Consider the following 26,779-nt stretch of genomic DNA (forward strand, 5'->3'; position numbering starts at 1 on the left):
TACGGATCCGTTCGGATTGTGCGAAAGTGACGGGTTTGTAAGTAAAGGGTTATTCTACGAAGTCCGTCCGCCGGGGTACAGGGTGGCGGTCACGCGAGAGCCAATCGGAGGACAGAACAACCATGAAGTTGAGCGCGGAGGAGGTCCAGCAGCTGATCCGGGACGGTGTGCCCATGGCCCAGGACATCGATTTCCGGGTGGAAGGTATTGAGCCTTGTGCCGCCAGTGCGCGGGTGCCGTTCAATGAGCGTATGGTGCGCCCTGGTGGCACGCTTTCCGGACCGGTGCAGATGGCGCTGGCGGATGCGGCCATGTACGCGGCTGTTTTGGGCGCGCTCGGGGAGGTCCAGATGGCGGTGACCAGCAACCTGAACATCAACTTCCTCCGCAAGCCCGGCCCCTGTGACCTGGTCGCCCGTGCGGTTGTGCTCAAGCTGGGCAGCCGTACCGCTGTGTGCGAGGTGCAGCTTTATTCCGAGGATAGCGAGGAGCTGGTTGCCCATGTCACAGGAACCTACGCCCTGCCATGAGCGCCAGGGAGCGCAAAGCGAACACTGCGTTTAAGGGGCATCCAGTGAAGCAACCGATCACCGGCTATCACCTGGATGGAGAGGGCCATTGGGTTGCTCAATTGGCCTGCGGTCACAACCAGCACGTGCGCCATGATCCGCCGTTCATCAATCGCCCCTGGGTGGCCACTCCTGAAGGGCGTGATTCCATGCTTGGCACGGAACTCCGGTGTAAGAAATGCGATGAGGGCGCGCCGCCCGATGCGCAGCCCCGCCGCGAGTGATCCGGCTTTCAGAGGTACTTCAATGGCAGCTCCGTGTTGTCGATCACCCGCCGCATCACAAAGCTTGAATGCACGCCGCTGACGCCGGTGATCCGGGTGATCTTGTTGAGCAGGAACTGCTGGTAATGTTCCATGTCCGGCACCACCACCTTGAGGATGTAATCCGCCTGCTGGCCGGTGATCAAGTAGAGTTCCTGAACCTCCGGGTAGGTAGCGACTTGCTCCTCGAACTCCTGGAAGCGCTCCGGGGTGTGGCGGTCCATGCCGATCTGCAGGATAACGGTGAGCGAAAGGCCCAGCTTGCGCCGTTCCAATAGAGTCTTGCGGCCCAGGATGATCCCGGCTTCTTCCAGCGCCTTCACCCGGCGGGAACAGGGCGAGGGTGAAAGGCCGACGCGCTCGGCCAGTTGCTGGTTGGTCAGGCCCCCATCTTTCTGAAGGTGCTCCAGAATCTGGCGGTCAGTACGGTCGATATGAACCAGCTCGGTGTCGGATTTCGCCATGGTATGACGCCTTTTTTCTTTTGCGGGGAATTTGTGGCTAATATTTTGGTTTATCTTAGCAGGTTATTGCTTTTGGGTCCCAAAAAACCACAAAATCGCAAACACATTGCTCGGTCTTTTCGTTATCTTGGGCATGTCCCCGGGAGGTGAGCCGGTGTTACCGCGCTGGTATCGTCCGACCGGAAAGGCGGCCCTAACCAGGCGCCGCCGGTGGCAGTCCGCAACGCCACCCTGGACCGGGAGCCAAAAGCGTCCCAGAGCGGAACAGATGGTGTGATCCACCTTCCTCAACAAAGGCGCGCGCGGGCAGGGCAGGCCCCTGAGGCTTGCCCCATGCTTGTGCCGGCGGTGGTTCGACCACAGTATTGAGGACACAATGCACAATGGAGGTATTCGGGAAGGCGTGCGGACGCGTTCCCCAATGCCTTTATCCCATCCCAGGCACAGCAACAGGGAGCAGACCATGGCCTTTGACCATCGCAAGTACCGGCCCTTCAAGCCGCTCAACAAGACCGACCGGCGCTGGCCGAATCAGGTTATCGAGAAGGCGCCGACCTATTCCGCTGTCGACCTCCGCGACGGCAACCAGGCGCTGGTCAAGCCCATGAACATTGCCCAGAAGCAGCGCCTGTTCGATCTGCTGGTCAAGCTTGGCTACAAGCAGATTGAGATCGGCTTTCCGGCGGCGAGCCAGCCGGACTTCGATTTCTGCCGCAAGCTGATCAGCGAGGACCGCATCCCCGAGGATGTGACCATCCAGATCCTGACGCCGGCACGCCCGGAGTTGATCAAGCGTTCCTACGAGGCGCTGGACGGGGTGCATCGCGCCATCGTGCACGTCTATAACTCCACCTCGACAGCCCAGCGCGAACAGGTGTTCGAGATGGACATGGAGGGGGTGAAGCAGATCGCGGTGGATGGCGCCAAGGAGGTCCAGCGCCATGCCAGGAACTACCCGGATACGGAATGGATCTTCCAGTACTCGCCGGAAAGCTTCTCCGCAACGGAGGTGGACTACGCGGTGGACGTGGTGGACGCGGTCAACGACGTCTGGCGTCCGGATCAGGGCCAGCAGGTGATCATCAACCTGCCGGCGACGGTGGAGATGGCCACGCCCAACGTATTTGCGGACCAGATCGAATGGTTCTGCGACCATGTGCGCTATCGGGACCATTTCAGCCTGAGCGTGCATACCCACAATGACCGGGGCTGCGCCATTGCCGCGGCGGAGCTGGCCGTGATGGCCGGCGCTGACCGCGTTGAGGGCACGCTCCTGGGCAACGGCGAGCGCACCGGGAACATGGACCTGGTGACCTTTGGCATGAACCTCTACTCCCAGGGCATTGACCCGGAAGTGGATTTGTCCGGCATGGCGGAGATTGTGGACGTGGTGGAGGCCTGCACCGAGATCGCCACCCACCCGCGCCATCCCTGGGCCGGGGAGCTGGTATTTACTGCTTTCTCGGGCAGTCATCAGGACGCCATCCGTAAGTGCATGGCCAAGCGCAGCGAAGGCGATGTCTGGGATGTGGCGTATCTGCCCATTGATCCGCAGGACATTGGTCGGCGTTACGAGGAAGTGGTGCGCATCAACAGCCAGTCCGGCAAGGGGGGTGTGGCCATGGTGCTGGAGCGCGACTACGGCATCAGCCTGCCGCGCTGGCTGCAGATTGAGTTCGCCAGGGTGGTCCAGAAGGAGGCTGAGATCACTGGTGGGGAAGTGGATTCATCCACTATCCACAAGCTGTTTGAGCGTGATTACCTGCAGATCCCCAAAGGCTGGACGCTGCATACCTACGATCTGCACCGCACGGACGATGGCGTCAAGGCTTCGGTCGTGGTTGGCAACGGCGAGCGCACCGAGCTGAACGGCAGTGGCCAGGGGGCCGTAGAGGCGCTCGTGGACGCGCTCCAGCGGCGCCATGGGGTGAACGTGGCTGTTGAGGCCTATGACGAGTTTGCCCTGGGCGAAGGCACCAGTGCCAATGCACTGGCCTGCATCCGTCTTCAGGTCAACGGGGAAGTCTACAGTGCGGCCGCGCTGGCCGAGGACACGACGTCCGCGACTCTTCAGGCGCTGCTGTCAGCCGTGGCGCGGTGCGTTCACGCCAATGCCGTGGATACGGCGGCTGTCATGTAGGAGCGGACCCCGCTCCTGCATGGGGCGGGGATGGTTCAGCCTACCGTTTTAACCGGAATGATGTTCGGGTCGGGTTCGCGGCCCGGCACCTCCGGTGCCTCTGATAGTCCCAGGTTGTTCTGCTCGAACACCCGGTCCGCACGGTAGCTGGAGCGGACCATCGGGCCCGATGGCACTTCCAGAAAGCCTTTTTCCAGGCCTTTCTGCCGATACCATTCAAATTCCTCAGGTGTTACCCAGCGTTCAATCGGAAGGTGGTTCTGGGTCGGCTGAAGGTACTGGCCGAAGGTGACGATGTCCACGCCGATGGCGCGCAGGTCGTCCATGGTCTGGAGAATCTCGTCGTCAGTCTCGCCCAGGCCCAGCATCAGGCTGGTCTTGGTGATGACTTTGGGGTTGTGCTTCTTGGCGTGCTCGAGCACATCCAGCGTCTTCTTATAGCCGGCGCGCGGGTCACGTACCCTTTCAGTCAACCGTTCCACGGTCTCAACGTTCTGGGCGAAGACTTCCAGGCCGGAGTCCACAACGGTTTCCACGAGTTCGTTGATGTTGTCGAAATCCGGGGTCAGGGCTTCCACGGCCACGTGTGGAGTGCGGCGCTTGATGGCCCGTACGCAGTCAGCGTAATGGCCGGCACCGAAGTCGTCGAGGTCGTCCCGGTCGACGGAGGTGAGCACGATGTAGCGCAGGCCCATCATTTCCACGGAATGGGCGGTGTTTTCGGGTTCGTCCTGATCCAGCCAGCCCTTGGGGTTGCCGGTATCAACGGCGCAGAAGCGGCAGGCGCGGGTGCACACGGAGCCCATGACCATGATGGTGGCGGTACCATTGTTCCAGCATTCGCCCATGTTGGGGCAATGGCTTTCCTCGCACACCGTGCTCAGGCGGTGTTCGTGGACGTTGCGCTTGACCTGTTCAAAGCGTTCGCCGCCGGGCATGCGGGCACGCAGCCAAGAGGGCTTGCGGGTGCGTTCGACTTCCTGGGCGCGGGAGGCTTTCTGGCCGTCCTTGATGGCGGCGATGCCCTGTTCGCTGCGGAATTTCTCACCACTACGGGGTTTCTGGCGATCACTCATAGTCCAGTACTGACTCCTTGATCGGGCAAACCCTGGATCCGTTGCCGAAAAAAGGGGTAGGGAGGCCTCCGGGCCCCTTTTCTTCTTCAGGCGTGGAGAACAACGGGCTGCTCTGATTCACGACGGCTTTTATTATAACGAAACTACCGCCAAAAATCGTGGGTGACTGGACTCAGACCCGCTCCAGCGCCACAATTCGGCTCATTAAAATCACCCGTTATGGATGCACTCATGGACTACGACGCGCTTGTCCCCGAGGTTCTGGCCATTGCCGCGGACGCCGGCGAGAAGATCATGGCGTTCTACCGTCAGGATTATGAGGTGACGCAGAAACAGGATGACAGTCCTCTGACGGAGGCGGATATGGCATCGCACCATCGGATTGTCGAGGGGCTGCGCTCTCTGGTGCCGAAGCTGCCTATTCTATCCGAGGAGGAAGAGGTGTCCTGGGAGGAGCGCCGGGATTGGGAGGCGTTCTGGCTGGTGGACCCGATTGACGGGACCAAGGACTTCATCAAGCAGAGCGGGGAGTTCACGGTGAACATCGCGCTGATCGAAGATGGCGTTCCGGTCATGGGCGTGGTGACGGTGCCGGCACTGGGGATTGAGTACTGGGGGACGCGTTCCAGTGGCGCATTCCGGCGCCGTGATGGCGAGACGGTGCGGCTGCAGGTGGTTGAGCCGCCGAAGCAGAAACGCGTGGTGGCGAGCAAGAGCCATATGAACGAGGAAACGGAGGCGTTCATTGAAAGCCTGGGGCCGCATTGTCTGGTGCAGGCAGGGAGTTCGCTCAAGTTCTGCCGGATTGCCGAGGGCGAGGCGGACATCTACCCGCGGGTAGGGCCCACCTGTGAATGGGATACTGGAGCGGCCCAGGCGGTCCTTGAAGCCGCCGGCGGGCGCGTCATTACGTTTGAGGGAGAACCGCTGCGCTATGGTAAGGAAAGCGTGTACAACCCTCATTTTGTAGCGGCGGGCCCCTGGTTTACGCCTGCCTGACGCATTGGCGTATTGATCCGATTAACCATAGCCGCTAGGGTTTCGCGGTTACGAACTGGTTTCAAAAACGACAGAAAAGCAGGAAGGGCTCAATCATGAATGAGAAGCGAAGCTCGGTCCACGGTGAGTGGTCCAGTGGTCTGATTTTCATACTTGCCGCGACCGGTTCCGCTGTTGGTCTGGGGAATCTGTGGCGTTTCCCCTATCTGGTGGGCGAAAACGGCGGCTCGGCATTCGTTATCCTTTACCTGGTCTGCATTCTGCTGGTGGGACTGCCGATCATGATCGGGGAGGTCACCATCGGACGCAAAGGGCGTCGCAGCCCGATCAACAGCCTTCGGCTGATCGCACGGGATGAGGGCATGAACCAGAAATGGGCCCTGGTCGGATGGATGGGCGTTGTTGCTGGCTTCCTGATCCTCTCGTTCTACAGCGTGGTCGGGGGATGGGCCCTCTTCTATGCGTTTGAAGCCTTTATGGGTGGTTTTGAGGGCCTCTCCTCGGCAGGCGCCGAAAGCATGTTCAATGGGCTGGTGAGCAGTCCCTCGGCGGTGATGCTGTGGCATACAGTCTTCATGGTGATTATCTTCGGGATTGTGGCCTCAGGAGTGAAGAAAGGCCTTCAAAGGGCCGTGACCCTGCTGATGCCGCTGCTTTTCGTACTGCTGGTGGGGCTTGTCATTTACGGCATGACCACGAAGGGCTTTGGTGATGCGATGGCCTTCCTGGCGACACCGGACTTTGGCGCGCTGGACGGCGATACCGTGCTGGCGGCCCTGGGGCAGGCCTTCTTCACGCTGAGTCTGGGCATGGGGGCGATTGTGGTTTATGGCGCCTATCTGCCCGAGGACAATTCGATTCCAGTCAGCACCGGCTGGATCGTGGGGATGGATACACTCACGGCCCTGCTTGCCGGCTTTGCGATCTTCCCGGTGGTATTCAGCGTTGGCCTTGAGCCGGGCGAAGGGCCGGGCCTGGTATTCCAGACGCTGCCCATTGTGTTTGGCGAGATCACGCTGGGAGCGCTCCTGGGTGTTGTCTTTTTCCTCTTGCTGTCCGTTGCGGCCGTCACTTCCGGCATGTCGCTGATGGAGCCGGCGGTTGCCTACCTCTCTGAGACGTTCATTGGCAATCGTCTCAAGGCCGCCGCCATTGTGTCCGTTCTGATCTGGCTCCTGGGCGCAGCCTGCGGCCTGTCTCTCAATGCCTGGTCGGGCTTCCAGATATTCGGACAGACCATCTTTGATGCCGTGGAGTATGTCTCCAGTAACATACTGCTGCCGCTGGGCGGGCTGTGCGTGGCCCTGTTTGTGGGCTGGAAAATGCGCACGACCACCGTTGCCGCGGAGCTGGATACCCACAACCACCACAATCTTTTCCTGTTGTGGCTGTGGGTGACCCGTGTTGTCGCGCCGGCGGCGGTGATCTTCATCTTCCTTAACGCCACGGGCCTGCTCTCGTTCATCATCTGAGGCGCTACCATGGCAAAGCTGACGCTCGATCTGCATCCCATCTTCAATAAAGGAGGGCGGATCGAGCAGGCCCTTGAAGCCATCATCGACGAGGCGGAGCGCAAGCGCGTCTCCACCGTGGAGATTATTCCCGGCAAGGGAAGCGGCCAGCTCAAGAAACGGGTCCTGCGCTTTCTGGACCGCAAGGATATCAAGCAGCGGTATCACCGGCTGGATAAGGACCGTGACAATCACGGTCGGCTCTTTGTCTACTTCCGCTTCAAGGGGAAGCAATGAAGGCACTGGTGCGCCGACTTGCTTGGGGGGTCATGGCATCCGTTGCCGGTTGTGGCAGCGTCACCGGGGAGAGTGCCCCGGAAACCGTTACGCTTTGCCTTCCCCTTGGTGAGCGTACGGTACCGTTGGAGGCTGAACTTGCCCGCAGGCCCTCGCAGCGCCAGGAAGGCTTGAGCGAGCGCTCCAGGCTGGCGCGTCGTGCCGGTATGCTCTTCGTGTATCCCCATCAGCAGGCCCCGACCAACAGCTTCTGGATGCATCAGACTCCGATACCGCTGAGCATCCTGTTTCTGGATGGCCAGGGCGTGGTGCGTTCCATTCAGGACATGGTTCCGTGTAGGGATAACCAGGGAGCGGGGTGTCCCAGCTACCAGGCCGGAGTGACGCACTGGATGGCGCTGGAAGTGAATCAGGGGCTGCCCCAGGCGTTGGGCATTACCCAAGGCGACACGGTCACCCTTGCACGGGAAAGTGAGCAGGCCAGCTGTGACTCAAGCCGGCCGCTGACGCCCGGGGCATTGCCTGAGGCTTACTGAGATGCCTCCAACTCGCGTTCAATAACAGCCTGGAGCTGGGCCCAGGTTGTGCGGGTGAGCGCAATATTGTCGACCATCACCGTCGGTGTGCGGGTCACGCTCAGGTCCCGGGCAAGATTACGGCTTGCGGTTACCTCTTCCGCGGGCCTGTCCAGCCCCATGCACCGCTGGAACACCCGCTCGTCGAGTCCCAGGGATGCGGCGTAGTCCGTGAAAACGGATTCCGGATCCGAGGCATTGGCCCAATCGTCCTGGCGCGCGAAAAGCCGGTCATGCATGGCCTTCCAGGCGTCCTGATCCTCGGCGCAGCGGGCGGCCCGGGCGGCGGGGACGGCGTTCTGATGCTGGCGTAAGGGCCGGTCGAAAAACACGAACCGGACCTTTCCGGGCTCAACGTATTCCGACATCAGGCGGTCGTGGTGTTCGGCAAAGTCAGCGCAGGCCGGGCACTGGAAGTCAGCGAATTCCCGAACCACCACCGGGGCGTCCGGATCCCCGACTTGGACCCCAAGGCGGTCCCGTTCCTGGGGGAAGGGGGGCTGGTCCTCGCCCGTAGGCAGCGAGGGCGCTCCGGACAGGGCCGGGTTGCTGAGCCAGTAGACGCCGCCAATCACGGCCAGGATAGCCAATGCGAATACGCTTCCGCCAATCAGGCGTTGGCGCCGGCGCTTACGGCTGAGAGGGCTGGGCTGTCCGGTCTTCCGACGGTTCTTCGCTTCTCCCATGATGGGCGCTCCCTTTCATTGTCCGTTATGATGGTTCCGAAGACCCCAGAGCGTAGCGGTGTGCCCCGGGGCTGACAATACCGAAGCGGGAGGTCGTGATGAATCGTCCGGAATCGCGGCTGGTGGTTTACTATGACGGTTCCTGCCCGGTCTGCATCCGGGACCGCCGGCTTTATGAGCGGTTGGCCGGCCGTGGCGGGCGGAACCTTGTCTGGTTTGATATCACCGGTCAGGAGGCCGCCTTGCGTGCGCGGGGGATCGATCCGGAGCTGGCCCTTCAGGAGCTCCATGTTGAAGATGGCCAGGGGCGGATCCACAGCGAGATGGCCGCCTATATTCTGCTTATGCGGCATGTGCCACTACTCAGGCCTCTAGCGTGGCTGCTCTCGCTGGGCCCGATAAAGCGTCCTGTATCCGCTCTCTACCATCGTTGGGTCCAGCGCCGGTTGGCGCGTGAGGGCCGTCTACCACCATCCAGAAAGGAGCCCTGATCATGAGTGACAACGACGAGAACCTGGATCGAGAGATTGAGTCTCTCGCGAGCCAGCTCAGCGACGACCAGATGGATTCCATCGCGCGGCGGCTGGGGTTGCGTGGTGATGAACAGGTACACCGTACTGAAGCGCAGGGGCAGTGCTCATTCTGTGGCCGTGCCCAGTCCGAGGTGGGCGCCATGGTGAGCAATGGCGCGGGGGCCCGTGTCTGTGGCGAGTGCCTGGCCCAGTTCCGTTCGTCCTGAACCGGGTTAAGGAACCGCGCCCCGGAGAGGGGGCGCGGTTCCGGCCGGCAGACGCCGGCTGATCAGGGAGTGCCTGTCGGTTTCAGCGTTTCCTGCGTGTTGCTGGTATCGGTTGGTTCAGAGGGGCGCTTCTCCAGAGCGAGGTTGCGAACCTGTTCGATGTCCTCGTCTGTGTAAACCCCATTGACCCCGGAAATGGACGCCAGCTTCATGCCGTGCTTGAGGCCGAGCTGGTAGATCTCGCGCACCTTCTCCCACTCGATCTCGCGCCCGACAGTGAAGTTTTCATAGCGGCCTTCCAGTGCCAGCACAATGGTTTCCGCCAGACAGGCGTAGGCCACCTTGGGCGGCAGTCCGATGTTCTTCATGCGGACATCCCCGGGGAGCTCGATCTCGCCGGATTCAATGACCAGCACATCCGGGCGCTTGGCCACATCCTCCGGCGGAATGTCGAGCGGGCGGGCCACGTCCGTGATCACACACCCTGGTTTCACTTCCATGATATCCAGGATGCGCTTACCCGCGCCCGAGGTGGAAGTCACGATCATGTCCATCTCCCGTAGGTACTTGTTGGGGTTGGATGTGACATGAACGCTGGCTTCCGGGGTTTCCTTCAGGATGGATTCCTTGAGCGCCAGCAGCCGGGCGGATTCGCGCGCCACGATGTAGACTTCGTCCACGGCCTTGGCCAGAAGGCGTGCGCAGACGGCGCCAATGGAGCCGGTAGCGCCCACAACCATGGCCTTAGCCTTGGCCTTGTTGTTCTCACCGACCTCCACCAGGTTCAGCTTTTTCAGCGCTTCGTGGGCGGCCCAGAGGGCGCCGGAGGCGCTGTAGCTGTTGCCGGTGGTGATGGGCAATGGCGCGCGCTTGGATACCGTTAATCCCGCATCGCCAACCACCTTGGTAAAGGCGCCCAGGCCCATGATCTGGGCACCCAGGCGCTTGGCCAGGCGCGCCGCCGCCAGCAGGCGCCGGTAGGTGAACTCCGGGCTGTGCGACATGATCTCCTTGGGTGTGCCGCCAACGGTGATCAGCCACCCCTCGGCTTCCGCACCCGTGGGTGATTTGATGCCGCTCACCCGGGAGTAGACGAAGGGGGGTGAATACGCCATGACCTTCTCTACGGTGTTCATGAAGGTCTTGGGCGCGTAGCTGGCCACCACATCCAACGGCTTGGCATTGCGGAAATACTGCTGTGACAGTGGGTGGATGACGAAGGCGAAGCGGCTGATCCGTTTGTATCCGGAGGGGTACAGGATGCGTGGCTCGATGCCTTCGCTGGTTATGATCTCCAGATAGTCATCATGGGTGATCTCTGCCGGCGAGCGCTCCAGGGCCGCCAGAATCATGGCTTCGACGACGTTCACTCCAACGGTCTCGTTGAAGATCTGCGGGGTGTAATCAATGACGACGTTGACGCCGCGATCACCCAGTTCCTTAAGGCGTTCGTCGGAGATGGACGAGGTGAGCACGGTCTTGCCGCCCAGCTCCTCGAGGCCCATCGCTTCCAGCTCATTGTATCGCGCTGCGATAACGTCCGCGTTCTCGGCGCCCTTGCGCAGCACATAGTCGGTTACGTGCCTGGCCACGGGCAAGCGCCCCACGGTATCCCCGATGTTCCAGGACTGGATGGGGCCGGTGCCGGCGGCGTAGTGCTCAAGCTGGCTCAGTGACGTGAGCATCTTGGGGACGCCGAGCTGGGTCACGGGGTCCGCAAAGAAGAGGTTTTCGGTGTACTCGTGGAAGACGCGGGCCGGTCGGTAATTGGCCTGGCCGTTGAGGAACAGGACCTTGGCATTATTGAAGCATTCCTCCAGCTCGAGCTGCGCATGGCGCACGGCCCAGTCCTGAAGGATGCTGCGCAGGGTCGCCCCAGTGGTTACGGGCACCGACTGGACAGCTTCCTGGAGGCGTCGTGTTTCGTCATGGGTGATGGTATGGGTGCCGACCTGGTAATGGTCCTGGACCATTCCCAGGCCGACGACATCCGCTTTGTTCTCCCATTCACGGATGGCGGCTTCGGCGCGATCCACGCTGCCATCGGTGCCGACCCGGATGACGCGTATGGTTTGACCAAGAAACTCGGTCTCAAGGTCGTAATCGAGCCTGGCAGGTCCCAGGCTGATACTGACAACCGTCTTCATGGACTTCTCCCCTTGGTATTCCCGTCCAACAGCATGGTCCAGAACCTGAATCCCTTCAAAGGAGCGGTCAGGCTGCTGAAATCCGTTCTGATCGGCCGGCGGGCATTTGTCATTCGTGTGTTTCGCCGGCACACGGGACTGTGATTATGAATGCAATCGTTTCAGTGTGTGAACGATTGTCAGGAAGAGTATAACAGGGGGGTAAGAAGGGTCGGTACAGCGGCTTATGTGAACTTTACGGCAAAAAAAAACCCGGCTCGTAGAGCCGGGCTTTCGACCTGCGGTCGCTTTACACGGCGGTGACGTTTTCCGCCTGCGGGCCTTTCGGGCCCTGTGTAATAGCGAACTGGACTTCCTGCCCCTCGGTCAGCGTCCGGAAACCGGTTCCGTTGATCGCACTGTAATGTACGAATACGTCAGAGCCGTTTTCGCGTGCGATGAAACCGAAGCCTTTCGCTTCGTTGAACCACTTGACGCGACCAGTATTGAGATCAGACATGATGCACTTTCCTTAAAAAAACACGATTTTCTGTCACATCCCCGATTGAGGATGCTTTGAGCTGAGACGCTTGAAGGCCTTTCGGTGAGGAACGAACGAGGAGTCCTGATGCAGGTCGTCGTAATGCTTTCACTTACAAAAGCCGCTTAACGTGTGCAGCAGATGCAGTATCGGGGCTGTGCGGGGGGCACGTCAAGCATTTTCGTTGTCTGTCTCCAAAGTTTTCTGTACGTCCTCCACACGGCAGTCGAGGCGCCCCTGGCCAAGCCGTATTCTGACCAGGTCTCCAGGGGCTCGCTGATCCGCCCGGCGGAGAATGGTGCCGGTCTCATCCTGAGCGATGGCGTAGCCGCGGTTGAGGGTTGCCAGGGGGCTGACCAGGTCGAGCTGTGCGGCCAGGTTGCGCGTGCGTTCCTGTTCCCGCTCCACACGGGCGCGCATGGCCCGTTCCAGGCGTTGATGATCCTCGTGGACGCGCTCACGGGCCAGGCGCAGCCGGTACTCCGGGCGGACGGCCGCCAGCCGTCGCCAGTACTGGCGCAACTGCTCCTGGTGCTGGGCCAGTTGGCGGCGGGCCTGCTGATGCAATCTCGTTTCCAGCTCATCCACTCTCTGAGCCTGTTCCTGGAGCTGTTGTCTGGGATGGCGCAGTCGCTGGCGCAGCTCACCCACCCGCTGCGCGCGTTGCTGCAGGCGTTGGTGTATTCCCTGGACAAGCCGCTGCTCAAGTCCTTCAAGACGTTCCAGCCATTCCTGGCGATTGGGCGAGACGGCTTCCGCGGCGGCAGAGGGAGTAGGGGCCCGCTGGTCCGCCACCAGGTCCGCGATGGTCATGTCCACTTCGTGGCCCACGGCACTGATGATGGGGATCCGGCTGTTGAAGATCGCCCGGGCGACGGCTTCTTCGTTGAAACACCACAGGTCCTCCAGGGAGCCACCGCCGCGACCAACGATGAGCGCGTCACAGCGGTCGTGGCGGTGGGCGCGTTCAATAGCGCCAACAATGCCGGCAGTAGCGTCCGCCCCCTGTACCGGGGTGGGGTAGAGAGTGACCGGGAGACCGGGAAAGCGCCGTTCAAGGACTGTCAGGATGTCCCGTATGGCGGCGCCGGTTCCGGACGTCACGAGGCCCAAGTGCTGGGGCGGAACCGGGACCGGCTGCTTGTGGTCCATCGCGAAGAGGCCTTCGCGCTCAAGCCGGGCCTTGAGTTCCTCGAAAGCGCGTTGCAGGGCGCCACGGCCGGCCGGTTCAATGGATTCCACGATGAGCTGGAAATCGCCGCGGGCCTCGTACAGGCTGACCCTGGCCCGGATCAGGACCTGTTCGCCGTCCGTCGGCGCCTGCTTCAGGAGGCGGTTACGGTTACGGAACATGGCGCAGCGGACCTGGGCCCGCTCATCCTTGACCGTAAAGTACCAATGCCCGGATGCGGGGCGGCTCAGTCCGGAGATTTCACCCTCGACATGGACTTCCATGAAGCTGGTTTCCAGAAGCCCCTTGACCTGACGGGTGAGCTGGCTGACCGACAGAGCACCTGAGGTGGCGGTGGCGGGGGTCTCGTCTTTACGCATTCAGTCGTCGCAACGTATAATGTTCGTTTACTGAAACCGGCGCCACAGGCGCCCTGAAGGGGTTTTCCGACCGTCCTGCCGAGGTGTGCGCAACACCGAAGTGAACCAGAGAGAACCCCGGAAGGCAAGTTGATAAGGCGGACCCAATGCTGCGAATCGCGGAAGAAGCACTTACCTTCGACGATGTACTCCTTGTCCCCGGCTATTCCGATGTCATGCCCAACGAGGTGGATCTTCGAACGCCCCTGACGCGTGGGATCCGGCTCAATATCCCCCTGGTATCGGCAGCCATGGATACCGTAACCGAGGCTGACCTGGCGATTGCCATGGCACAGGTGGGCGGTATTGGCATGATCCACAAGAACATGACCATTGAGCAGCAGGCCGCCGCTGTGCGCAAAGTGAAAAAGTATGAAAGCGGGGTGGTCAAGGATCCAGTGACGGTGTCGCCGACGACCACGGTGCGCGAGCTGGTTCAGATTACAACCGCGAACCGGATTTCGGGGTTGCCCGTTGTGGACGGCCGGGACCTCGTGGGGATCGTCACAGGCCGGGACATTCGTTTCGAGGGCAGCATGGAAACACCGGTCTCGGACATCATGACCCCGCGCGAGAAACTCGTCACTGTTCGCGAGGGCGAGGATGTCCAGAACATCAAGGATCTGTTGCACCGGCATCGCATCGAGAAGGTGCTGGTGGTTAATGATGACTTTGAACTGCGCGGTCTGATCACCGTCAAGGACATCCAGAAGTCCGAGGATTATCCGGATGCCTGCAAGGACGCCCAGGGCCACCTGCGCGTGGGCGCGGCTGTCAGCACGGGGGGTGATACCGAGGCACGCCTGGATGCGCTGGTTGAGGCCGGCGTGGATGTGGTGGTGGTGGACACCGCTCATGGTCACTCCCAGGGGGTCATTAACCGGGTGCGCTGGGTGAAGGACCGCTATCCGGACCTGCAGGTGATCGGTGGCAACATCGCCACCGGCGACGCGGCCATTGCGCTGGCGGATGCCGGCGTGGACGGGGTCAAGGTTGGCATCGGCCCCGGCTCGATTTGTACAACCCGCATAGTCGCGGGGATCGGGGTTCCCCAGATCAGCGCTGTTTCCAATGTGGCGGAGGCGCTGAGCGACCGGGATGTACCGGTGATCGCTGATGGCGGCATCCGCTTCTCGGGGGACATTGCCAAGGCCGTTGCCGCCGGTGCCCATACCGTGATGGCGGGCAGCCTCCTGGCGGGCACGGATGAAGCGCCGGGCGAGGTCGAGCTGTATCAGGGGCGCACCTACAAGGCCTACCGGGGCATGGGATCGCTGGGCGCGATGGGCCAGGGCTCCAGTGACCGCTACTTCCAGGACGCCGCCGAGGGCATCGATAAACTGGTCCCGGAGGGCATTGAAGGCCGGGTGGACTGCAAGGGGCCCATGAAAGCGATCGTCCACCAGCTCATGGGCGGGCTCAAGGCAGCCATGGGCTACACCGGTTGCGGCGATGTCCAGGCGATGCGCACCAGGCCCGAGTTCTCGCGCATCACCAACGCAGGGGTTCGGGAGAGTCACGTGCACGACGTGACCATCACCAAGGAAGCGCCCAACTACCGCATCAGCTGAGTTTCGCCACAACCAGAGGTCCACATGGCCCGGAACATCCACGATCACCGCATACTGATCCTTGATTTTGGTTCCCAGTACACTCAGCTGATTGCCCGCCGGGTCAGAGAGGTTGGCGTTTACTGTGAGATCCGTCCGTTTGATGCCACTCCCGAGGAGGTGCGTGACTACGCTCCCAGCGGGATCATACTGGCGGGCGGACCGGAGTCCGTGACCGAGATGGACAGTCCCAGGGCGCCAGCGGGGCTGTTCGAGCTTGGCGTGCCGGTACTGGGCATCTGCTATGGCATGCAGACCATGGCCGAGGAGCTGGGTGGCCGGGTAGCGGGCTCGGAAAAGCGGGAGTTCGGCTACGCCCAGGTGCGGATAACGGCGGACAGCGAGCTGTTCCGGGATATCGCCGATCATGTGACGGAGGCGGGCGAGCGGCTGCTGGATGTCTGGATGAGCCATGGCGACAAGGTTGTGGAAACACCGGACGGGTTCGAGGTTCTGGCGGCCACGGAAAGCGCTCCGATTGCCGGTATGCAGGACACTTCCCGCCAGCTCTACGGCGTTCAGTTCCACCCCGAAGTAACGCATACCCTCCAGGGGCAGCGCATTCTGTCCCATTTCGTGCTCGATATCTGTGGCTGTGAGGCCCTCTGGACGCCCGCCGAGATCGTTGAGGATGCCGTCCAGCAGATCCGTGACAAGGTGGGGAACGACCGGGTCCTGCTGGGACTGTCCGGAGGCGTGGATTCGTCCGTGACCGCCGCCCTGCTGCATCGGGCCATCGGGGACCAGCTGACCTGTGTCTTCGTGGACAACGGCCTGCTGCGGCTCAATGAGGGCAAGCAGGTCATGGATATGTTTGCCCGCAACATGGGCGTCAACGTGATCCACCACAACGCGGAGGACCGCTTCCTGGCCCGTCTGGACGGCGTCCAGGATCCGGAAGAGAAGCGCCGTCTCATCGGCAATACCTTCATCGAGGTTTTCGATGAAGAAGCGGCCACGATCACGGATGTGGACTGGTTGGCGCAGGGCACCATCTACCCGGATGTGGTGGAGTCCGCGGAATCACGCAGCGGTAAGGCCACTGTCATCAAGTCCCATCATAATGTGGGTGGGTTGCCGGAAACCATGAAGCTCAAGCTGGTGGAGCCGCTGCGGGAGCTCTTCAAGGACGAGGTGCGGAAGATCGGCCTGGAACTCGGGCTGCCCTATGACATGGTCTACCGCCATCCCTTCCCGGGGCCGGGGCTTGGCGTCCGGATCCTGGGCGAGGTCAAGAAGAACTATGCGGACATGCTGCGCGAGGCGGACGCCATCTTCCTTGAGGAGCTCCATCATTACGGCTGGTACCATCGCACCAGCCAGGCTTTCGCCGTTTTCCTGCCGGTCAAGTCCGTGGGCGTGGTGGGCGATGCCCGGCGCTATGAGTACGTGATCGCGCTGCGGGCCGTGGAAACGCTGGATTTCATGACGGCGCGCTGGGCCCATCTGCCCTATGAACTGCTGGAAACGGTCTCGAGCCGCATCATCAACGAGATACCCGGCATTTCCAGGGTAACCTATGATGTATCGTCCAAGCCGCCGGCCACTATTGAGTGGGAATAACCGGAACCGTCCATGACCGCCTTGGCCGAGGACGAAGCCTGGATGGAGCGGGCACTGGCGCTTGCGGAACAGGCGGAAGCCCGGGGTGAGGTGCCAGTGGGCGCGGTGGTTGTGCGGGATGGCGCCATCGTTGGTGAAGGCTTCAATCAGCCCATAACCGGTAATGATCCGACCGGCCATGCGGAGGTCCTGGCGCTCAGGGACGCAGCGCAGCGGTTGGGCAACTATCGCCTGACCGGCGCCACTCTCTATGTAACCCTTGAGCCCTGTACCATGTGCGCGGGCGCTATGATCCATGCCCGTATTGGAACCCTGGTCTTCGGTGCGCGAGAGCCCAAGGCTGGCGTGATTGGCTCGCAGGCCCGGCTTCTGGAGGCCGCGTACCTCAACTGGCAGGTCGCCGTCCGCGAGGGGATCCGGGAGCCCGAGTGCCGCAATCAGCTCACAGCTTTCTTTGCGCGGCGGCGGGCCGAGAAGAATAGACGGCGGAATGATCCAGAAGGAGTGGATGAGTGACAGACAGGGTGCTGGTCGCCGGCGGTGCCGGTTATATCGGAAGCCATGTGGTGCGCCAGCTTGGAGAGGCGGGCTATGACGTGGTGGTGTTCGACAACCTCTCCACCGGCCATGAATGGGCGGTCACACACGGCGAGCTGGTGGTGGGCGACCTGGCGGACCCGGATGCCCTGGAGGCGCTGTTTGCCGCGAATGACTTCACTGCCGTGCTGCATTTCGCCGCCCACATCCTCGTCCCCGAGTCTGTTGCGGATCCCCTCAAGTACTATCGCAACAATACCCGTAATACCCTGAATCTGCTGGGCGCCATGAGCCGCCACGGGGTCAGCCGCATCGTGTTTTCGTCCACCGCGGCCGTCTATGGCGTGCCGGACCAGCAGGTGCTGACCGAGGACCTGCCGCTGGCCCCGATTAACCCCTATGGCGCCTCCAAGATGATGAGCGAGCGCATGATCATGGATCTGGCGGCCGCCAGCAGTCTCGACTATGTGATCCTGCGTTATTTCAACGTCGCCGGAGCGGATCCCCAGACCCGGATGGGCCAGGCGACCCCTGAAGCCACACACCTCATCAAGGTGGCCTGTGAATGCGCTACTGGTGCCCGCGAGGGCATGCAGATCTTCGGTACGGATTACGACACCCGTGATGGGACCTGTATCCGCGATTATATCCACGTAGAGGATCTAGCCAGTGCCCATGTACAGGCGCTTCAGTATATGCGCCGGGGTAACGGTTCCGAGGTCCTGAACTGTGGCTATGGACGCGGCTTCACCGTGAGAGAGGTCATTGATGTGGTCAGGCGCCTATCCGGCGTGGATTTCCCGGTGGTGGAGTCGGAGCGGCGTTTGGGGGATCCCGGGGCTCTGGTCGCGGATAATCAGCGGATCGTCCAGCGTCTTGGTTGGACGCCCACCCATGATGATCTGGATACCATTGTACAGACCGCGCTTGACTGGGAGCGTCACTGGCAGGCGCGCCAGAATACCCAACCGAATCAGTAAGGAACAACGGCATGCGCATCACCATTTTCGGAACCGGTTATGTAGGGCTTGTCACGGGTGCCTGCCTGGCCGAGGTCGGACACCACGTCATGTGTATGGACGTGGATCAGCAAAAGATTGACCGTCTTCGGGAAGGTGTCGTTCCCATCTACGAACCTGGATTGGAGCCGATCGTGGCCCACAATACCGGGGCGGGGCGGTTGCGGTTTACTACGGATGTCGCTGAGGCGGTCGACTTTGGTGAGCTGCAGTTCATTGCGGTGGGGACCCCCTCGGATGAGGATGGCTCCGCGGACCTGAAATACGTGTTGGCGGTGGCTGCCAGCATTGGCGAGCACATGAACGACTATAAGGCAGTGATCGACAAATCCACCGTCCCGGTTGGCACTGCGGACAAGGTGCGTGACACCGTGCGCGGCAAGCTCCGGGAAAGGGGGGCGGATGTCGATTTTGACGTGGTCTCCAACCCCGAGTTCCTGAAAGAGGGCGCGGCGGTGGATGATTTCATGAAGCCGGACCGCGTGATCGTGGGAACTGATAGTGAGCGCGCCCAGGAGCTGCTGCGTGAGCTCTATTACCCGTTCAACCGCAACCATGAACGCGTGATCTTCATGGATGTGCGCTCGGCGGAACTGACCAAGTATGCCGCCAATGCCATGCTGGCCACCAAGATCAGCTTCATGAACGAGGTGGCCAACCTGGCGGAACGTCTTGGGGCGGACATTGAGCATGTGCGCCGCGGTATGGGATCGGATCCGCGCATCGGTTACCACTTCATCTATCCCGGCTGTGGTTACGGCGGCTCCTGCTTTCCCAAGGACGTGAAAGCGCTGGCCTGGACCGCCGAGGAATACGATTACGAGTCGCGGTTGCTTAATGCCGTGGAGGCGGTGAACAACGACCAGAAGCACGTGCTTTTCGACAAGATCAGCCACTACTATCGGGGGGATCTGGCTGGAAAGACCATCGCGCTCTGGGGCCTCGCTTTCAAGCCCAAGACCGACGACATGCGTGAGGCGCCCAGCCGTGTCCTCATGGAAAAGCTGTGGGCTGCCGGGGCCCGCGTGCAGGCCTTCGACCCGGAAGCCATGGAGGAGACCCAGCGCCTCTATCCGGACGAGCCGGGGCTGCAGCTCAGTGGGACCAAGGAGCAGGCGCTCAAGGGAGCGGATTGCCTTGTGATCTGCACCGAATGGAAGGAGTTCCGGTCACCGGATTTCGCCCAGATTGCGGCCACCATTCGCTCGCCGGTGGTCTTTGACGGTCGCAACCTGTACGACGAGAAGATGCTGAGCCGCCATGGGTTGAGTTACTACGCCATCGGGCGCGGACTGAACCAGTTTCAGGCCTCCTGATCGTCCGCCATTGTCTGGGCGCCCACAAGCACCATCCGCAGCTGTACCTTGAGCTTCTCTTTAAGCCGGGTACGCTGCTTCGCTGGCGCGTCCAGAGCTTCTGCCCCCAGATGGAAGACCAGCACCACCATGGACTCGGCCACCATGTGCGCATCGGATAATGGCCGCCCCTTGTCCACGGCGAACTTTTCCAGGTCTTCCGCCAGCTCCGTAACGAAATGGTCAATCTCAGCCTGGACCGCCGTCCGGAAGATGCGGGAAACGCCGGTGCGCTCGCGCAACAGCAGCCGGAAGAGGTTGGCATTGTCCGTAAGGTACTCCATGAAGGTTTCCACGGAGGCGTTGATCGCGCCGCCTTCACGCTCAATTCGCTTGCGGGCCTGGCGCATCAGCTGGCGCAGGGCAACACCGGCCTCATCCACCAGAGCCAGCCCCAGCTCATTCAGGTCCGTGAAGTGACGATAGAACGAGGTGGGCGCAATACCCGCCTCACGGGCGACCTCGCGCAGGCTCAGGCTGCCGAAGCCGCGATCGGCGCTGAGCTGGCGTAGCGATGCATCCATCAGGGCGCGGCGGGTCTTGAGCTTCTGTTCAGCGCGGATGGACACCCCTCACTGTCTCCTTCATATACGTGGCCGGACGCTGCCAATGGTAGCCGTTGCGCGGGCCAGCGTCACGAATACGCGGACACAAACGGTCCCGGTGTCTACGATTGCGATGAGATGGTCTGACTTCGCGGCCTGATGCCGTTATAATACCAGCCCTTTAATCACATCGGCGGAAGCCCCAGGCAAACAGGAACCAAAGGGTATGCGCAGTCACTATTGCGGCGGTATCAACGAATCCCACATTGACGAGACAGTAACCCTCTGCGGCTGGGTTCACCGGCGCCGGGATCACGGCGGCGTCATCTTCCTTGATCTCAGGGACAGGGACGGCATTGCCCAGGTGGTGTTCGATCCGGATACCCCTGAGAGCTTTGCCCAGGCGGACCGGGTGCGCAATGAGTACGTGATCCGGGTGACCGGCAGGGTACGGCGTCGGCCCCAGGGGACCGAGAATGACCACATGGCCACCGGCCAGGTGGAAGTGCTGGGCAAGGAACTGGAAATCCTCAACGAGGCAGCAACGCCGCCCTTCCCGCTGGATGAGTACGCGGATGTGGGCGAGGACGTGCGTCTGCGCCACCGTTACGTGGACCTGCGCCGCCCCGAGATGACCCAGCGGCTTCGCTTCCGCTCGCGGGTGACCAGCTATATGCGCAACTTCCTGGAAAGCGAGGAATTCATGGACGTCGAGACGCCCGTGCTGACCCGCGCTACCCCGGAAGGCGCCCGCGACTACCTGGTGCCGAGCCGGACCCATGCCGGCAGTTTCTTCGCGCTGCCGCAGTCGCCGCAGATTTTCAAGCAGCTGTTGATGGTCTCCGGTATCGACCGCTACTACCAGATCGCCAAGTGCTTCCGTGATGAAGACCTGAGGGCGGACCGCCAGCCCGAGTTCACCCAGGTGGACGTGGAGGCCTCGTTCGTTACGGAAGAGCAGGTGATGGACACCATGGAGCGGATGGTGCGCAACCTGTTCAGTGACCTGCTGGGCGTGGATCTGCCGCAATTCCCGCGCCTGCCCTATGCCGAGGCCATCCGCCGTTTTGGCAGCGACAAACCGGACCTGCGAATTCCGCTGGAGCTGGTGGACGTGGCCGACCTGGTCTCGGAGGTGGATTTCAAGGTCTTCTCCGGGCCGGCCAAGGATCCCAAGGGCCGGGTAGCCGCCCTGCGTGTTCCTGGCGGCGCCGAGCTCACGCGCAAGCAGATTGACGACTACACCGAATTCGTGGGCATCTATGGCGCCAAGGGGCTGGCGTACATCAAGGTCAACGACCGCGCCGCCGGCGTCGAGGGTCTGCAATCACCCATCATCAAGTTCCTGGGCGACGAGGTCACACAGGCAATCATGGACCGCGTTGAGGCCGCGGACGGTGACCTGGTCTTCTTCGGGGCCGACAAGGCCAGCGTCGTGGATGAAGCCCTGGGCGCTCTGCGTGTCCGTCTGGGCGAAGATCTGGGCATGGTGCAGGGCGAGTGGGAGCCCTGCTGGGTTGTTGACTTCCCGATGTTCGAGGAGGACGACGACGGCAAGCTCCAGGCATTGCACCATCCGTTCACCGCGCCGGTATCCACGGAGGAGCTCAAGCACAATCCGGCGGGCGCGTTGTCCCGTGCCTATGACATGGTGCTCAACGGCACCGAGCTTGGTGGCGGCTCCATCCGTATCCACGACGAAGCCACCCAGAACGTGGTCTTCAACAGCCTGGGCATCGGTGAAGAGGAAGCTCGCGAGAAGTTCGGCTTCCTTCTCGATGCCCTGCGTTTCGGGGCACCGCCCCATGGCGGTCTGGCATTCGGGCTGGACCGGCTTGTGATGCTGATGACCGGCGCTGGTTCCATCCGTGACGTCATCCCATTCCCCAAGACCCAGAACGCGACCTGCCTGATGACGGACGCGCCGGGCGAAGTGGACGAGAAGCAGCTGCGTGAGCTGCATATCCGTCTGCGCCGCAGCGCTAAAGGCGATCAGGAAGGCAGCAACTGAGCGAGGCAGGCCATGGCCGGACACAGCAAGTGGCACAACATCCGACACCGCAAGGCCGCACAGGACGCGAAGAAGGGCAAGATCTTCACCAAGTTGATCAAGGAGCTTTACGTGGCCGCCAAGGAAGGCGGCCCTGAGCCCAATGACAACCCCAGGTTGCGCAGCGCCATCGACAAGGCGCTGAGCAATAACGTCAAGAAGGACAGCATTGACCGGGCCATTGAGCGCGGGGCCGGTAACACGGATGGTGAGAACTACGAGGAGCTGACCTACGAAGGCTATGGCCCGGGCGGTGTTGCCATCTACGTGGAGGCCATGACGGACAACAAGAACCGCACGGTCTCGGATGTCCGTCATGCGTTCAGCAAGTTCGGCGGTAACCTGGGGACGGACGGCTCCGTTGGCTTCCTGTTCACCCGCCAGGGCACCCTCAGTTTCAGCCCGGAGCATGATGAGGACACCATCATGGAGGCCGCGCTTGAGGCCGGTGCCGAGGACGTTCGGGTGAATGAGGATGGCTCCAAGGATGTGATCACCACGCCCGAGCAATACATGGACGTGAAGGACACCCTGAAGGAGGCCGGGCTGGAGCCCGGTCATGCCGAAGTCAGCATGGTGCCGATGACCACGGTGGCGCTGGACGAGGAGGGCGCGGAGACCAACCTCAAGCTCATCGACTGGCTTGAGGATCTGGACGACGTGCAGAACGTCTATACCAACGCCGACTTTCCCGAGGCGGCGCTGGAGCGCTTCGGCTACGCATGACCATCATCCTGGGCGTGGATCCCGGCTCGCGGATCACCGGCTACGGCGTGATCCGGAGCAATGGCCGCCACCTGGACTACTTGGACAGCGGCTGCATCACTATGGGCGAGAAGGCCATGCCGGAACGCCTGCAGACAATCCACGCCGGGCTTGCCGAGATCATCCAGACCTTTCGGCCGGAAGAAATGGCCATTGAGAAGGTCTTTCTATCCCGCAACGTGGACTCCGCCCTGAAGCTGGGTCAGGCGCGTGGCGTGGCCATTGTCTGTGGCGCCAACGCGGGTCTTCCCGTGGCTGAGTACTCGGCCCGCCAGGTCAAGCAGGCCGCGGTCGGCAAGGGCAGCGCGGGCAAGCATCAGATCCAGCACATGGTCCAGGCGATCTTTAAACTCACCCGCCAGCCCCGGGAGGACGCCGCCGACGCACTGGCAATCGCCCTGTGCCACGCGCACCTGCGCCAGGGCCTGGCTCGCACGGGCGCGTCTGGCAGTCGCAACGGGCGGGCGCGCTGAAGGAGACATACCATGATCGGTCGTATCCGCGGCATCCTGATCGAGAAACAGCCCGGCGGGGCCCTGATCGAGGCCGGGGGTGTGGGTTACGAAGTGGACATTCCCTACACCACCTTTTTCCGGCTTCCGGATAGCGGTCACGAAGCTGTGCTCTATACGCACTTGGCCGTTCGTGAAGACGCCCAGCAGCTTTACGGTTTTGCCAATAAAGGGGAGCGGGAGCTCTTCCGCCTGCTGATCCGTACCAGTGGGGTGGGGCCCAAGCTGGCGTTGGCCATTCTCTCCGGCCTGGAGGCAGACGCCTTTATCCGGGTGGTTGAAGACAATGATGTGGCGGCGCTGGTCAAAATCCCCGGCGTGGGCAAGAAGACGGCCGAGCGTCTGTTGATCGAGGTGCGGGACCGTATCCGCCAGCTTGAGAACAGTCCCGTTGGCACCCCGCGCGACGAAACCGTCAGCGAGCTGCCCGGCATGGAGCCCGCCTCATCCAGCCCCATGGAAGAAGCGGAAGCAGCCCTCATCGCCCTCGGTTATCGTCCCCAGGAAGCCGACCGTGCACTTCAGGCGGTTGCCGAGGAGGGCTCGACCAGCCAGGAACTGATCCGGTTGGCCCTGAAGCATATGATGAACCGTTAAAGCGCCTTAATGATGGCTCTACGGCTGACATTCACGTAACGTGACCCTCTGATCAAAGTTTGTAAAATGCAGGCGCTGACACAGCGCAGCCTGCTTGGACTGAATGGCGTTATGATTGAATCCGATCGAATGATTTCCGGCCAGGCGGGGCCGGGCGAGGAAAACCAGGATCGGGCGATCCGTCCGACCATGCTGCGCGAATACGTGGGGCAGCCCACCGTCAGTGAGCAGATGGAGATCTTCGTTGGCGCGGCGCGTGGCCGGCGCGAGGCTCTGGACCATGTCCTGATCTTCGGGCCGCCCGGGCTCGGCAAGACAACCCTGGCGAACATCATCGCCAACGAGATGGGCAGCACTATCAAGGCGTCCTCCGGGCCGGTTCTGGAGAAAGCCGGTGATCTTGCCGCGCTGCTGACCAACCTGGAAGAGGGTGACGTCCTGTTCATCGACGAAATCCATCGCCTCAGCGCGGCCGTCGAGGAAGTGCTGTATCCGGCCATGGAAGACTACCAGCTCGATATCGTGATCGGCGAAGGGCCGGCGGCGCGTTCCATCAAGCTGGACCTGCCGCCCTTCACGCTGGTAGGCGCCACGACGCGGGCGGGGCTGTTGACCTCGCCGCTGCGGGATCGCTTCGGTATCGTCCAGCGGCTGGAGTTCTACAGCACCGAGGACCTGACGAACATCGTGCAGCGTTCGGCCGAGCTCCAGTCCATTGCCATTGAAAACGGTGGCGCACGCGAGATCGCTCGCCGCTCCCGGGGGACGCCGCGCATTGCCAACAGGTTGTTGCGCCGGGTTCGGGATTTTGCGGAAGTGCGCTCGGACGGGCAGGTGTCGGAAACCATCGCCGACCAGGCCCTGAACATGTTGAAAGTCGATTACCAGGGGTTTGACCATATGGACCGGCGTCTGTTGCTGGCGCTGATCGAGAAGTTCGGCGGTGGCCCTGTGGGGGTGGAGAGCCTTTCCGCGGCCATCAGCGAAGAGCGTGGCACCATAGAAGACGTGCTGGAGCCCTTCCTGATCCAGCAGGGGTTCATGATGCGCACGCCCCGTGGCCGCATGGCCACCCAGCATGCTTACCTGCATTTCGGCTTTGACGCACCGGAAGGGGAGGACGGACGATGAGCGGCTTCCGTTGGCCGGTGCGGGTTTACGTGGAAGACACCGACGCCGGTGGCATCGTCTTCTACGCCAATTACCTGAAGTATTTCGAGCGGGCGCGTACGGAATGGGTGCGCTCGGAAGGCGTGGCCCTGCGGGGGCGGCTTGAGAGCGATGGCATTGCCTTCGTGGTGCACAGCCTGAACATCCAGTACCACAGGCCGGCCGCCCTGGATGATGAACTGGAGGTGTCCGCGGATCTGATCGCCGGGACCCGCACGGCCATGACATTCCGCCAGGAGGCCCGGCGCAAGCCGGATGGCGAATTGCTGGTTGGCGGGGAGGTCAAAGTGGCCTGCGTCCAGCTGCCTTCCGGGCGGCCACGGCGCATGCCCGACGACATCCAGGCCCTGGTGGACAGGACACTGCAAACCAACAACGAATAGGAGCATTCCGTGGAGGGAGAGCTTTCGGTCTGGTCGTTGATTGCCAACGCCGGGATCATTGTGCAGCTGGTCATGCTGCTGTTATTGCTGGCATCCATTGCATCCTGGGGACTGATCTTCCAGCGCGTACGGGTCTATCGCCAATCCCGCAAGGAGCAATTGGCCTTTGAGGAACGGTTCTGGTCCGGTATGGACCTGGGGCAGCTCTACAAAGAGGTCACTGGCAGTCCTTCCCCTAACGGTGGGGTGGAAAGCGTCTTTCGGGCCGGCTTCAAGGAGTTTTCCCGTCTGCGCCAGCAGAGCCACGATGCCGAGGCGGTAATGGACGGTACCCAGCGGGCAATGAAGGTCGCGCTGGCTCGTGAACTGGAGCGTCTGGAGGCCAATCTCCCGTTCCTCGCGACAGTGGGGTCCACGAGTCCTTACGTGGGTCTTTTCGGGACGGTCTGGGGCATCATGAACAGCTTTATCGGGCTGGCGGGCGTTCAGCAGCCGACACTACAGACGGTGGCGCCGGGCATTGCCGAGGCGCTGATCGCCACGGCCATGGGCCTGTTCGCGGCGATCCCGGCGGTGGTGGCCTATAACCGTTTCACGGCCCAGACGGATGCCCTGATCAAGCGTTACGAAACCTTTGCTGAGGAATTTGCCAGTATTCTCCACCGCAGGGTGCACAGCCACGGAGCCAGCGGTTGACCGCCGGGAGGTGATGCCATGGATATGAGTCCACGCCGTTCACGCCAGGCGCCAATGTCCGAGATGAACGTGGTGCCCTACATCGACGTGATGCTGGTGCTGCTGGTGATTTTCATGATTACGGCTCCCATGCTCACCCAAGGGGTGGATGTGGATCTGCCCAGCACGGAAGCCAAACCGCTGCCTGTGGATGCTGAAAAGGAACCCCTGATCATTTCGGTGGATGCGAACGGCGGTTATTTCCTGGAAGTGGGCGAGGACCGGAGTAAACCCAAGTCACGCCAGACGATTGTGTCGCAAGTGGCCTCGATCCTTGCGGAACGGCCGGATGCCAACGTCTATGTGCGTGGCGATGAACATGTTCGCTACGGCACGGTTATCCGCCTTATGTCGGCCCTTCAGGGAGCGGGTGCCAGTGAGGTGGGACTGATCACCGAGCCACCGGAGGACGAGTGATGCAC

At 61.8% G+C, this 26,779-nt stretch carries 29 protein-coding genes; 22 read left to right on the forward strand and 7 right to left on the reverse strand.

Annotated elements, in window-relative coordinates:
• Window positions 1-122: 122 nt before the first annotated feature.
• Together AC1RQI_RS02425 and AC1RQI_RS02430 are read left to right on the forward strand one after the other, a co-directional pair.
• Complete coding sequence (locus tag AC1RQI_RS02425; RefSeq protein WP_416634980.1) at window positions 123-530, forward strand: PaaI family thioesterase; 408 nt, start codon at window positions 123-125, stop codon at window positions 528-530.
• Between the two features lie 44 nt (window positions 531-574).
• Entirely contained in the window at window positions 575-793 is a 219-nt protein-coding gene (locus tag AC1RQI_RS02430; RefSeq protein WP_481903521.1) for a DUF3565 domain-containing protein, read from the forward strand.
• Window positions 794-801: 8 nt separating this feature from the next.
• Here the strand turns inward: AC1RQI_RS02430 and AC1RQI_RS02435 are convergent, their stop codons facing one another.
• Entirely contained in the window at window positions 802-1,296 is a 495-nt protein-coding gene (locus AC1RQI_RS02435) for an Lrp/AsnC family transcriptional regulator (RefSeq protein WP_416634978.1), read from the reverse strand.
• A gap of 463 nt (window positions 1,297-1,759) precedes the next feature.
• On the opposite strand from AC1RQI_RS02435, the gene AC1RQI_RS02440 reads away from it, so the two are divergent.
• Window positions 1,760-3,436, forward strand: coding sequence for a 2-isopropylmalate synthase (locus tag AC1RQI_RS02440; RefSeq protein WP_481903522.1), 1,677 nt, complete (start codon window positions 1,760-1,762; stop codon window positions 3,434-3,436).
• 35 nt (window positions 3,437-3,471) lie between these two features.
• Here AC1RQI_RS02440 and lipA read toward each other — a convergent pair whose 3' ends face one another.
• Window positions 3,472-4,512, reverse strand: a complete 1,041-nt coding sequence (lipA, locus tag AC1RQI_RS02445) for a lipoyl synthase (RefSeq protein ID WP_416634976.1) — start codon at window positions 4,510-4,512, stop codon at window positions 3,472-3,474.
• Window positions 4,513-4,743: 231 nt separating this feature from the next.
• On the opposite strand from lipA, the gene cysQ reads away from it, so the two are divergent.
• From cysQ to AC1RQI_RS02465, 4 genes are all read left to right on the forward strand, one after another.
• Entirely contained in the window at window positions 4,744-5,511 is a 768-nt protein-coding gene (gene cysQ / locus AC1RQI_RS02450) for a 3'(2'),5'-bisphosphate nucleotidase CysQ (RefSeq protein ID WP_481903523.1), read from the forward strand.
• Window positions 5,512-5,606: 95 nt separating this feature from the next.
• Window positions 5,607-6,983, forward strand: a complete 1,377-nt coding sequence (locus AC1RQI_RS02455) for a sodium-dependent transporter (RefSeq protein WP_416634974.1) — start codon at window positions 5,607-5,609, stop codon at window positions 6,981-6,983.
• Window positions 6,984-6,992: 9 nt separating this feature from the next.
• Entirely contained in the window at window positions 6,993-7,259 is a 267-nt protein-coding gene (locus AC1RQI_RS02460) for a Smr/MutS family protein (protein WP_416634973.1), read from the forward strand.
• A complete protein-coding gene (locus AC1RQI_RS02465) occupies window positions 7,256-7,795 on the forward strand; it encodes a DUF192 domain-containing protein (RefSeq protein ID WP_481903524.1) in 540 nt (179 codons plus the stop codon). Before AC1RQI_RS02460 ends, AC1RQI_RS02465 begins: the two co-directional genes overlap by 4 nt.
• On the opposite strand, the gene AC1RQI_RS02470 is transcribed toward AC1RQI_RS02465, so the two are convergent.
• Window positions 7,789-8,520: a DsbA family protein gene (locus tag AC1RQI_RS02470; RefSeq protein WP_481903525.1), complete on the reverse strand. Its 732-nt coding sequence runs from the start codon at window positions 8,518-8,520 to the stop codon at window positions 7,789-7,791. The genes AC1RQI_RS02465 and AC1RQI_RS02470 overlap by 7 nt on opposite strands.
• A 98-nt stretch (window positions 8,521-8,618) precedes the next feature.
• Between AC1RQI_RS02470 and AC1RQI_RS02475 the strand changes: the two genes are divergently transcribed.
• The gene (locus AC1RQI_RS02475) at window positions 8,619-9,011 is read left to right on the forward strand and encodes a thiol-disulfide oxidoreductase DCC family protein (protein ID WP_416634970.1); all 393 of its coding nucleotides are present in this window, start codon (window positions 8,619-8,621) and stop codon (window positions 9,009-9,011) included.
• A 2-nt stretch (window positions 9,012-9,013) separates the two neighbouring features.
• Window positions 9,014-9,259: a ClpX C4-type zinc finger protein gene (locus tag AC1RQI_RS02480; RefSeq protein ID WP_416634969.1), complete on the forward strand. Its 246-nt coding sequence runs from the start codon at window positions 9,014-9,016 to the stop codon at window positions 9,257-9,259.
• Between the two features lie 62 nt (window positions 9,260-9,321).
• Here AC1RQI_RS02480 and AC1RQI_RS02485 read toward each other — a convergent pair whose 3' ends face one another.
• From AC1RQI_RS02485 to xseA, 3 genes are all read right to left on the reverse strand, one after another.
• On the reverse strand, window positions 9,322-11,406 hold the full coding sequence (locus AC1RQI_RS02485) for a dehydrogenase (protein WP_481903526.1): 2,085 nt from the start codon (window positions 11,404-11,406) through the stop codon (window positions 9,322-9,324).
• Between the two features lie 289 nt (window positions 11,407-11,695).
• Window positions 11,696-11,905, reverse strand: a complete 210-nt coding sequence (locus AC1RQI_RS02490; protein ID WP_077530880.1) for a cold-shock protein — start codon at window positions 11,903-11,905, stop codon at window positions 11,696-11,698.
• 192 nt (window positions 11,906-12,097) lie between these two features.
• Window positions 12,098-13,477 carry an exodeoxyribonuclease VII large subunit gene (gene xseA / locus AC1RQI_RS02495; protein WP_481903527.1) on the reverse strand — a complete coding sequence of 460 codons (1,380 nt, stop codon included), beginning with the start codon at window positions 13,475-13,477 and terminating at the stop codon, window positions 12,098-12,100.
• 146 nt (window positions 13,478-13,623) lie between these two features.
• On the opposite strand from xseA, the gene guaB reads away from it, so the two are divergent.
• Genes guaB through AC1RQI_RS02520 form a run of 5 tightly spaced genes read left to right on the forward strand, consistent with a single transcriptional unit; the run spans window position 13,624 to window position 19,561 of the window.
• Window positions 13,624-15,087, forward strand: coding sequence for an IMP dehydrogenase (guaB, locus tag AC1RQI_RS02500; protein WP_481903528.1), 1,464 nt, complete (start codon window positions 13,624-13,626; stop codon window positions 15,085-15,087).
• A gap of 24 nt (window positions 15,088-15,111) precedes the next feature.
• Window positions 15,112-16,689 (forward strand): glutamine-hydrolyzing GMP synthase, encoded by a 1,578-nt coding sequence (gene guaA / locus AC1RQI_RS02505; RefSeq protein WP_481903529.1) that lies wholly within the window; start codon window positions 15,112-15,114, stop codon window positions 16,687-16,689.
• A 12-nt stretch (window positions 16,690-16,701) separates the two neighbouring features.
• Window positions 16,702-17,205 (forward strand): tRNA adenosine(34) deaminase TadA, encoded by a 504-nt coding sequence (tadA, locus tag AC1RQI_RS02510; protein WP_481903530.1) that lies wholly within the window; start codon window positions 16,702-16,704, stop codon window positions 17,203-17,205.
• Window positions 17,202-18,206 (forward strand): UDP-glucose 4-epimerase GalE, encoded by a 1,005-nt coding sequence (galE, locus tag AC1RQI_RS02515; RefSeq protein WP_481903531.1) that lies wholly within the window; start codon window positions 17,202-17,204, stop codon window positions 18,204-18,206. The genes tadA and galE overlap by 4 nt, the downstream gene beginning before the upstream one ends.
• An 11-nt stretch (window positions 18,207-18,217) precedes the next feature.
• Window positions 18,218-19,561: a UDP-glucose dehydrogenase family protein gene (locus AC1RQI_RS02520; protein WP_481903532.1), complete on the forward strand. Its 1,344-nt coding sequence runs from the start codon at window positions 18,218-18,220 to the stop codon at window positions 19,559-19,561.
• On the opposite strand, the gene fabR is transcribed toward AC1RQI_RS02520, so the two are convergent.
• On the reverse strand, window positions 19,549-20,169 hold the full coding sequence (gene fabR, locus AC1RQI_RS02525; protein WP_481903533.1) for an HTH-type transcriptional repressor FabR: 621 nt from the start codon (window positions 20,167-20,169) through the stop codon (window positions 19,549-19,551). The two genes, AC1RQI_RS02520 and fabR, sit on opposite strands and share 13 nt — an antisense overlap.
• 202 nt (window positions 20,170-20,371) lie before the next feature.
• On the opposite strand from fabR, the gene aspS reads away from it, so the two are divergent.
• From aspS to tolR, 8 genes are all read left to right on the forward strand, one after another.
• The gene (gene aspS / locus AC1RQI_RS02530; RefSeq protein ID WP_481903534.1) at window positions 20,372-22,156 is read left to right on the forward strand and encodes an aspartate--tRNA ligase; all 1,785 of its coding nucleotides are present in this window, start codon (window positions 20,372-20,374) and stop codon (window positions 22,154-22,156) included.
• Between the two features lie 12 nt (window positions 22,157-22,168).
• Window positions 22,169-22,921, forward strand: a complete 753-nt coding sequence (locus tag AC1RQI_RS02535; RefSeq protein ID WP_416634959.1) for a YebC/PmpR family DNA-binding transcriptional regulator — start codon at window positions 22,169-22,171, stop codon at window positions 22,919-22,921.
• Window positions 22,918-23,433, forward strand: coding sequence for a crossover junction endodeoxyribonuclease RuvC (gene ruvC, locus AC1RQI_RS02540; protein WP_416634958.1), 516 nt, complete (start codon window positions 22,918-22,920; stop codon window positions 23,431-23,433). The genes AC1RQI_RS02535 and ruvC overlap by 4 nt, the downstream gene beginning before the upstream one ends.
• A gap of 12 nt (window positions 23,434-23,445) precedes the next feature.
• Window positions 23,446-24,069: a Holliday junction branch migration protein RuvA gene (gene ruvA / locus AC1RQI_RS02545; protein ID WP_481903535.1), complete on the forward strand. Its 624-nt coding sequence runs from the start codon at window positions 23,446-23,448 to the stop codon at window positions 24,067-24,069.
• Between the two features lie 111 nt (window positions 24,070-24,180).
• Window positions 24,181-25,200 carry a Holliday junction branch migration DNA helicase RuvB gene (gene ruvB / locus AC1RQI_RS02550; RefSeq protein ID WP_481903545.1) on the forward strand — a complete coding sequence of 340 codons (1,020 nt, stop codon included), beginning with the start codon at window positions 24,181-24,183 and terminating at the stop codon, window positions 25,198-25,200.
• A complete protein-coding gene (ybgC, locus tag AC1RQI_RS02555; RefSeq protein ID WP_416634956.1) occupies window positions 25,197-25,622 on the forward strand; it encodes a tol-pal system-associated acyl-CoA thioesterase in 426 nt (141 codons plus the stop codon). Before ruvB ends, ybgC begins: the two co-directional genes overlap by 4 nt.
• A gap of 9 nt (window positions 25,623-25,631) precedes the next feature.
• Window positions 25,632-26,318: a protein TolQ gene (gene tolQ / locus AC1RQI_RS02560; protein WP_481903536.1), complete on the forward strand. Its 687-nt coding sequence runs from the start codon at window positions 25,632-25,634 to the stop codon at window positions 26,316-26,318.
• Window positions 26,319-26,336: 18 nt separating this feature from the next.
• Window positions 26,337-26,774, forward strand: coding sequence for a protein TolR (gene tolR, locus AC1RQI_RS02565; RefSeq protein WP_481903537.1), 438 nt, complete (start codon window positions 26,337-26,339; stop codon window positions 26,772-26,774).
• The last annotated feature ends 5 nt before the right edge of the window (window positions 26,775-26,779 follow it).

Source organism: Salicola sp. AFF1 (genome assembly GCF_056783195.1).

What these genes read in the sequence shown, in the direction of transcription:
- AC1RQI_RS02425 (WP_416634980.1), top strand. Translation starts at nt 123, where the DNA reads ATGAAGTTGAGCGCGGAGGAGGTCCAGCAGCTGATCCGGGACGGTGTG.
- AC1RQI_RS02435 (WP_416634978.1), bottom strand. Translation starts at nt 1,296, where the DNA reads ATGGCGAAATCCGACACCGAGCTGGTTCATATCGACCGTACTGACCGC.
- AC1RQI_RS02440 (WP_481903522.1), top strand. Translation starts at nt 1,760, where the DNA reads ATGGCCTTTGACCATCGCAAGTACCGGCCCTTCAAGCCGCTCAACAAG.
- lipA (WP_416634976.1), bottom strand. Translation starts at nt 4,512, where the DNA reads ATGAGTGATCGCCAGAAACCCCGTAGTGGTGAGAAATTCCGCAGCGAA.
- cysQ (WP_481903523.1), top strand. Translation starts at nt 4,744, where the DNA reads ATGGACTACGACGCGCTTGTCCCCGAGGTTCTGGCCATTGCCGCGGAC.
- AC1RQI_RS02455 (WP_416634974.1), top strand. Translation starts at nt 5,607, where the DNA reads ATGAATGAGAAGCGAAGCTCGGTCCACGGTGAGTGGTCCAGTGGTCTG.
- AC1RQI_RS02460 (WP_416634973.1), top strand. Translation starts at nt 6,993, where the DNA reads ATGGCAAAGCTGACGCTCGATCTGCATCCCATCTTCAATAAAGGAGGG.
- AC1RQI_RS02465 (WP_481903524.1), top strand. Translation starts at nt 7,256, where the DNA reads ATGAAGGCACTGGTGCGCCGACTTGCTTGGGGGGTCATGGCATCCGTT.
- AC1RQI_RS02470 (WP_481903525.1), bottom strand. Translation starts at nt 8,520, where the DNA reads ATGGGAGAAGCGAAGAACCGTCGGAAGACCGGACAGCCCAGCCCTCTC.
- AC1RQI_RS02475 (WP_416634970.1), top strand. Translation starts at nt 8,619, where the DNA reads ATGAATCGTCCGGAATCGCGGCTGGTGGTTTACTATGACGGTTCCTGC.
- AC1RQI_RS02480 (WP_416634969.1), top strand. Translation starts at nt 9,014, where the DNA reads ATGAGTGACAACGACGAGAACCTGGATCGAGAGATTGAGTCTCTCGCG.
- AC1RQI_RS02485 (WP_481903526.1), bottom strand. Translation starts at nt 11,406, where the DNA reads ATGAAGACGGTTGTCAGTATCAGCCTGGGACCTGCCAGGCTCGATTAC.
- AC1RQI_RS02490 (WP_077530880.1), bottom strand. Translation starts at nt 11,905, where the DNA reads ATGTCTGATCTCAATACTGGTCGCGTCAAGTGGTTCAACGAAGCGAAA.
- xseA (WP_481903527.1), bottom strand. Translation starts at nt 13,477, where the DNA reads ATGCGTAAAGACGAGACCCCCGCCACCGCCACCTCAGGTGCTCTGTCG.
- guaB (WP_481903528.1), top strand. Translation starts at nt 13,624, where the DNA reads ATGCTGCGAATCGCGGAAGAAGCACTTACCTTCGACGATGTACTCCTT.
- guaA (WP_481903529.1), top strand. Translation starts at nt 15,112, where the DNA reads ATGGCCCGGAACATCCACGATCACCGCATACTGATCCTTGATTTTGGT.
- tadA (WP_481903530.1), top strand. Translation starts at nt 16,702, where the DNA reads ATGACCGCCTTGGCCGAGGACGAAGCCTGGATGGAGCGGGCACTGGCG.
- AC1RQI_RS02520 (WP_481903532.1), top strand. Translation starts at nt 18,218, where the DNA reads ATGCGCATCACCATTTTCGGAACCGGTTATGTAGGGCTTGTCACGGGT.
- aspS (WP_481903534.1), top strand. Translation starts at nt 20,372, where the DNA reads ATGCGCAGTCACTATTGCGGCGGTATCAACGAATCCCACATTGACGAG.
- AC1RQI_RS02535 (WP_416634959.1), top strand. Translation starts at nt 22,169, where the DNA reads ATGGCCGGACACAGCAAGTGGCACAACATCCGACACCGCAAGGCCGCA.
- ruvC (WP_416634958.1), top strand. Translation starts at nt 22,918, where the DNA reads ATGACCATCATCCTGGGCGTGGATCCCGGCTCGCGGATCACCGGCTAC.
- ruvA (WP_481903535.1), top strand. Translation starts at nt 23,446, where the DNA reads ATGATCGGTCGTATCCGCGGCATCCTGATCGAGAAACAGCCCGGCGGG.
- ruvB (WP_481903545.1), top strand. Translation starts at nt 24,181, where the DNA reads ATGATTGAATCCGATCGAATGATTTCCGGCCAGGCGGGGCCGGGCGAG.
- ybgC (WP_416634956.1), top strand. Translation starts at nt 25,197, where the DNA reads ATGAGCGGCTTCCGTTGGCCGGTGCGGGTTTACGTGGAAGACACCGAC.
- tolR (WP_481903537.1), top strand. Translation starts at nt 26,337, where the DNA reads ATGGATATGAGTCCACGCCGTTCACGCCAGGCGCCAATGTCCGAGATG.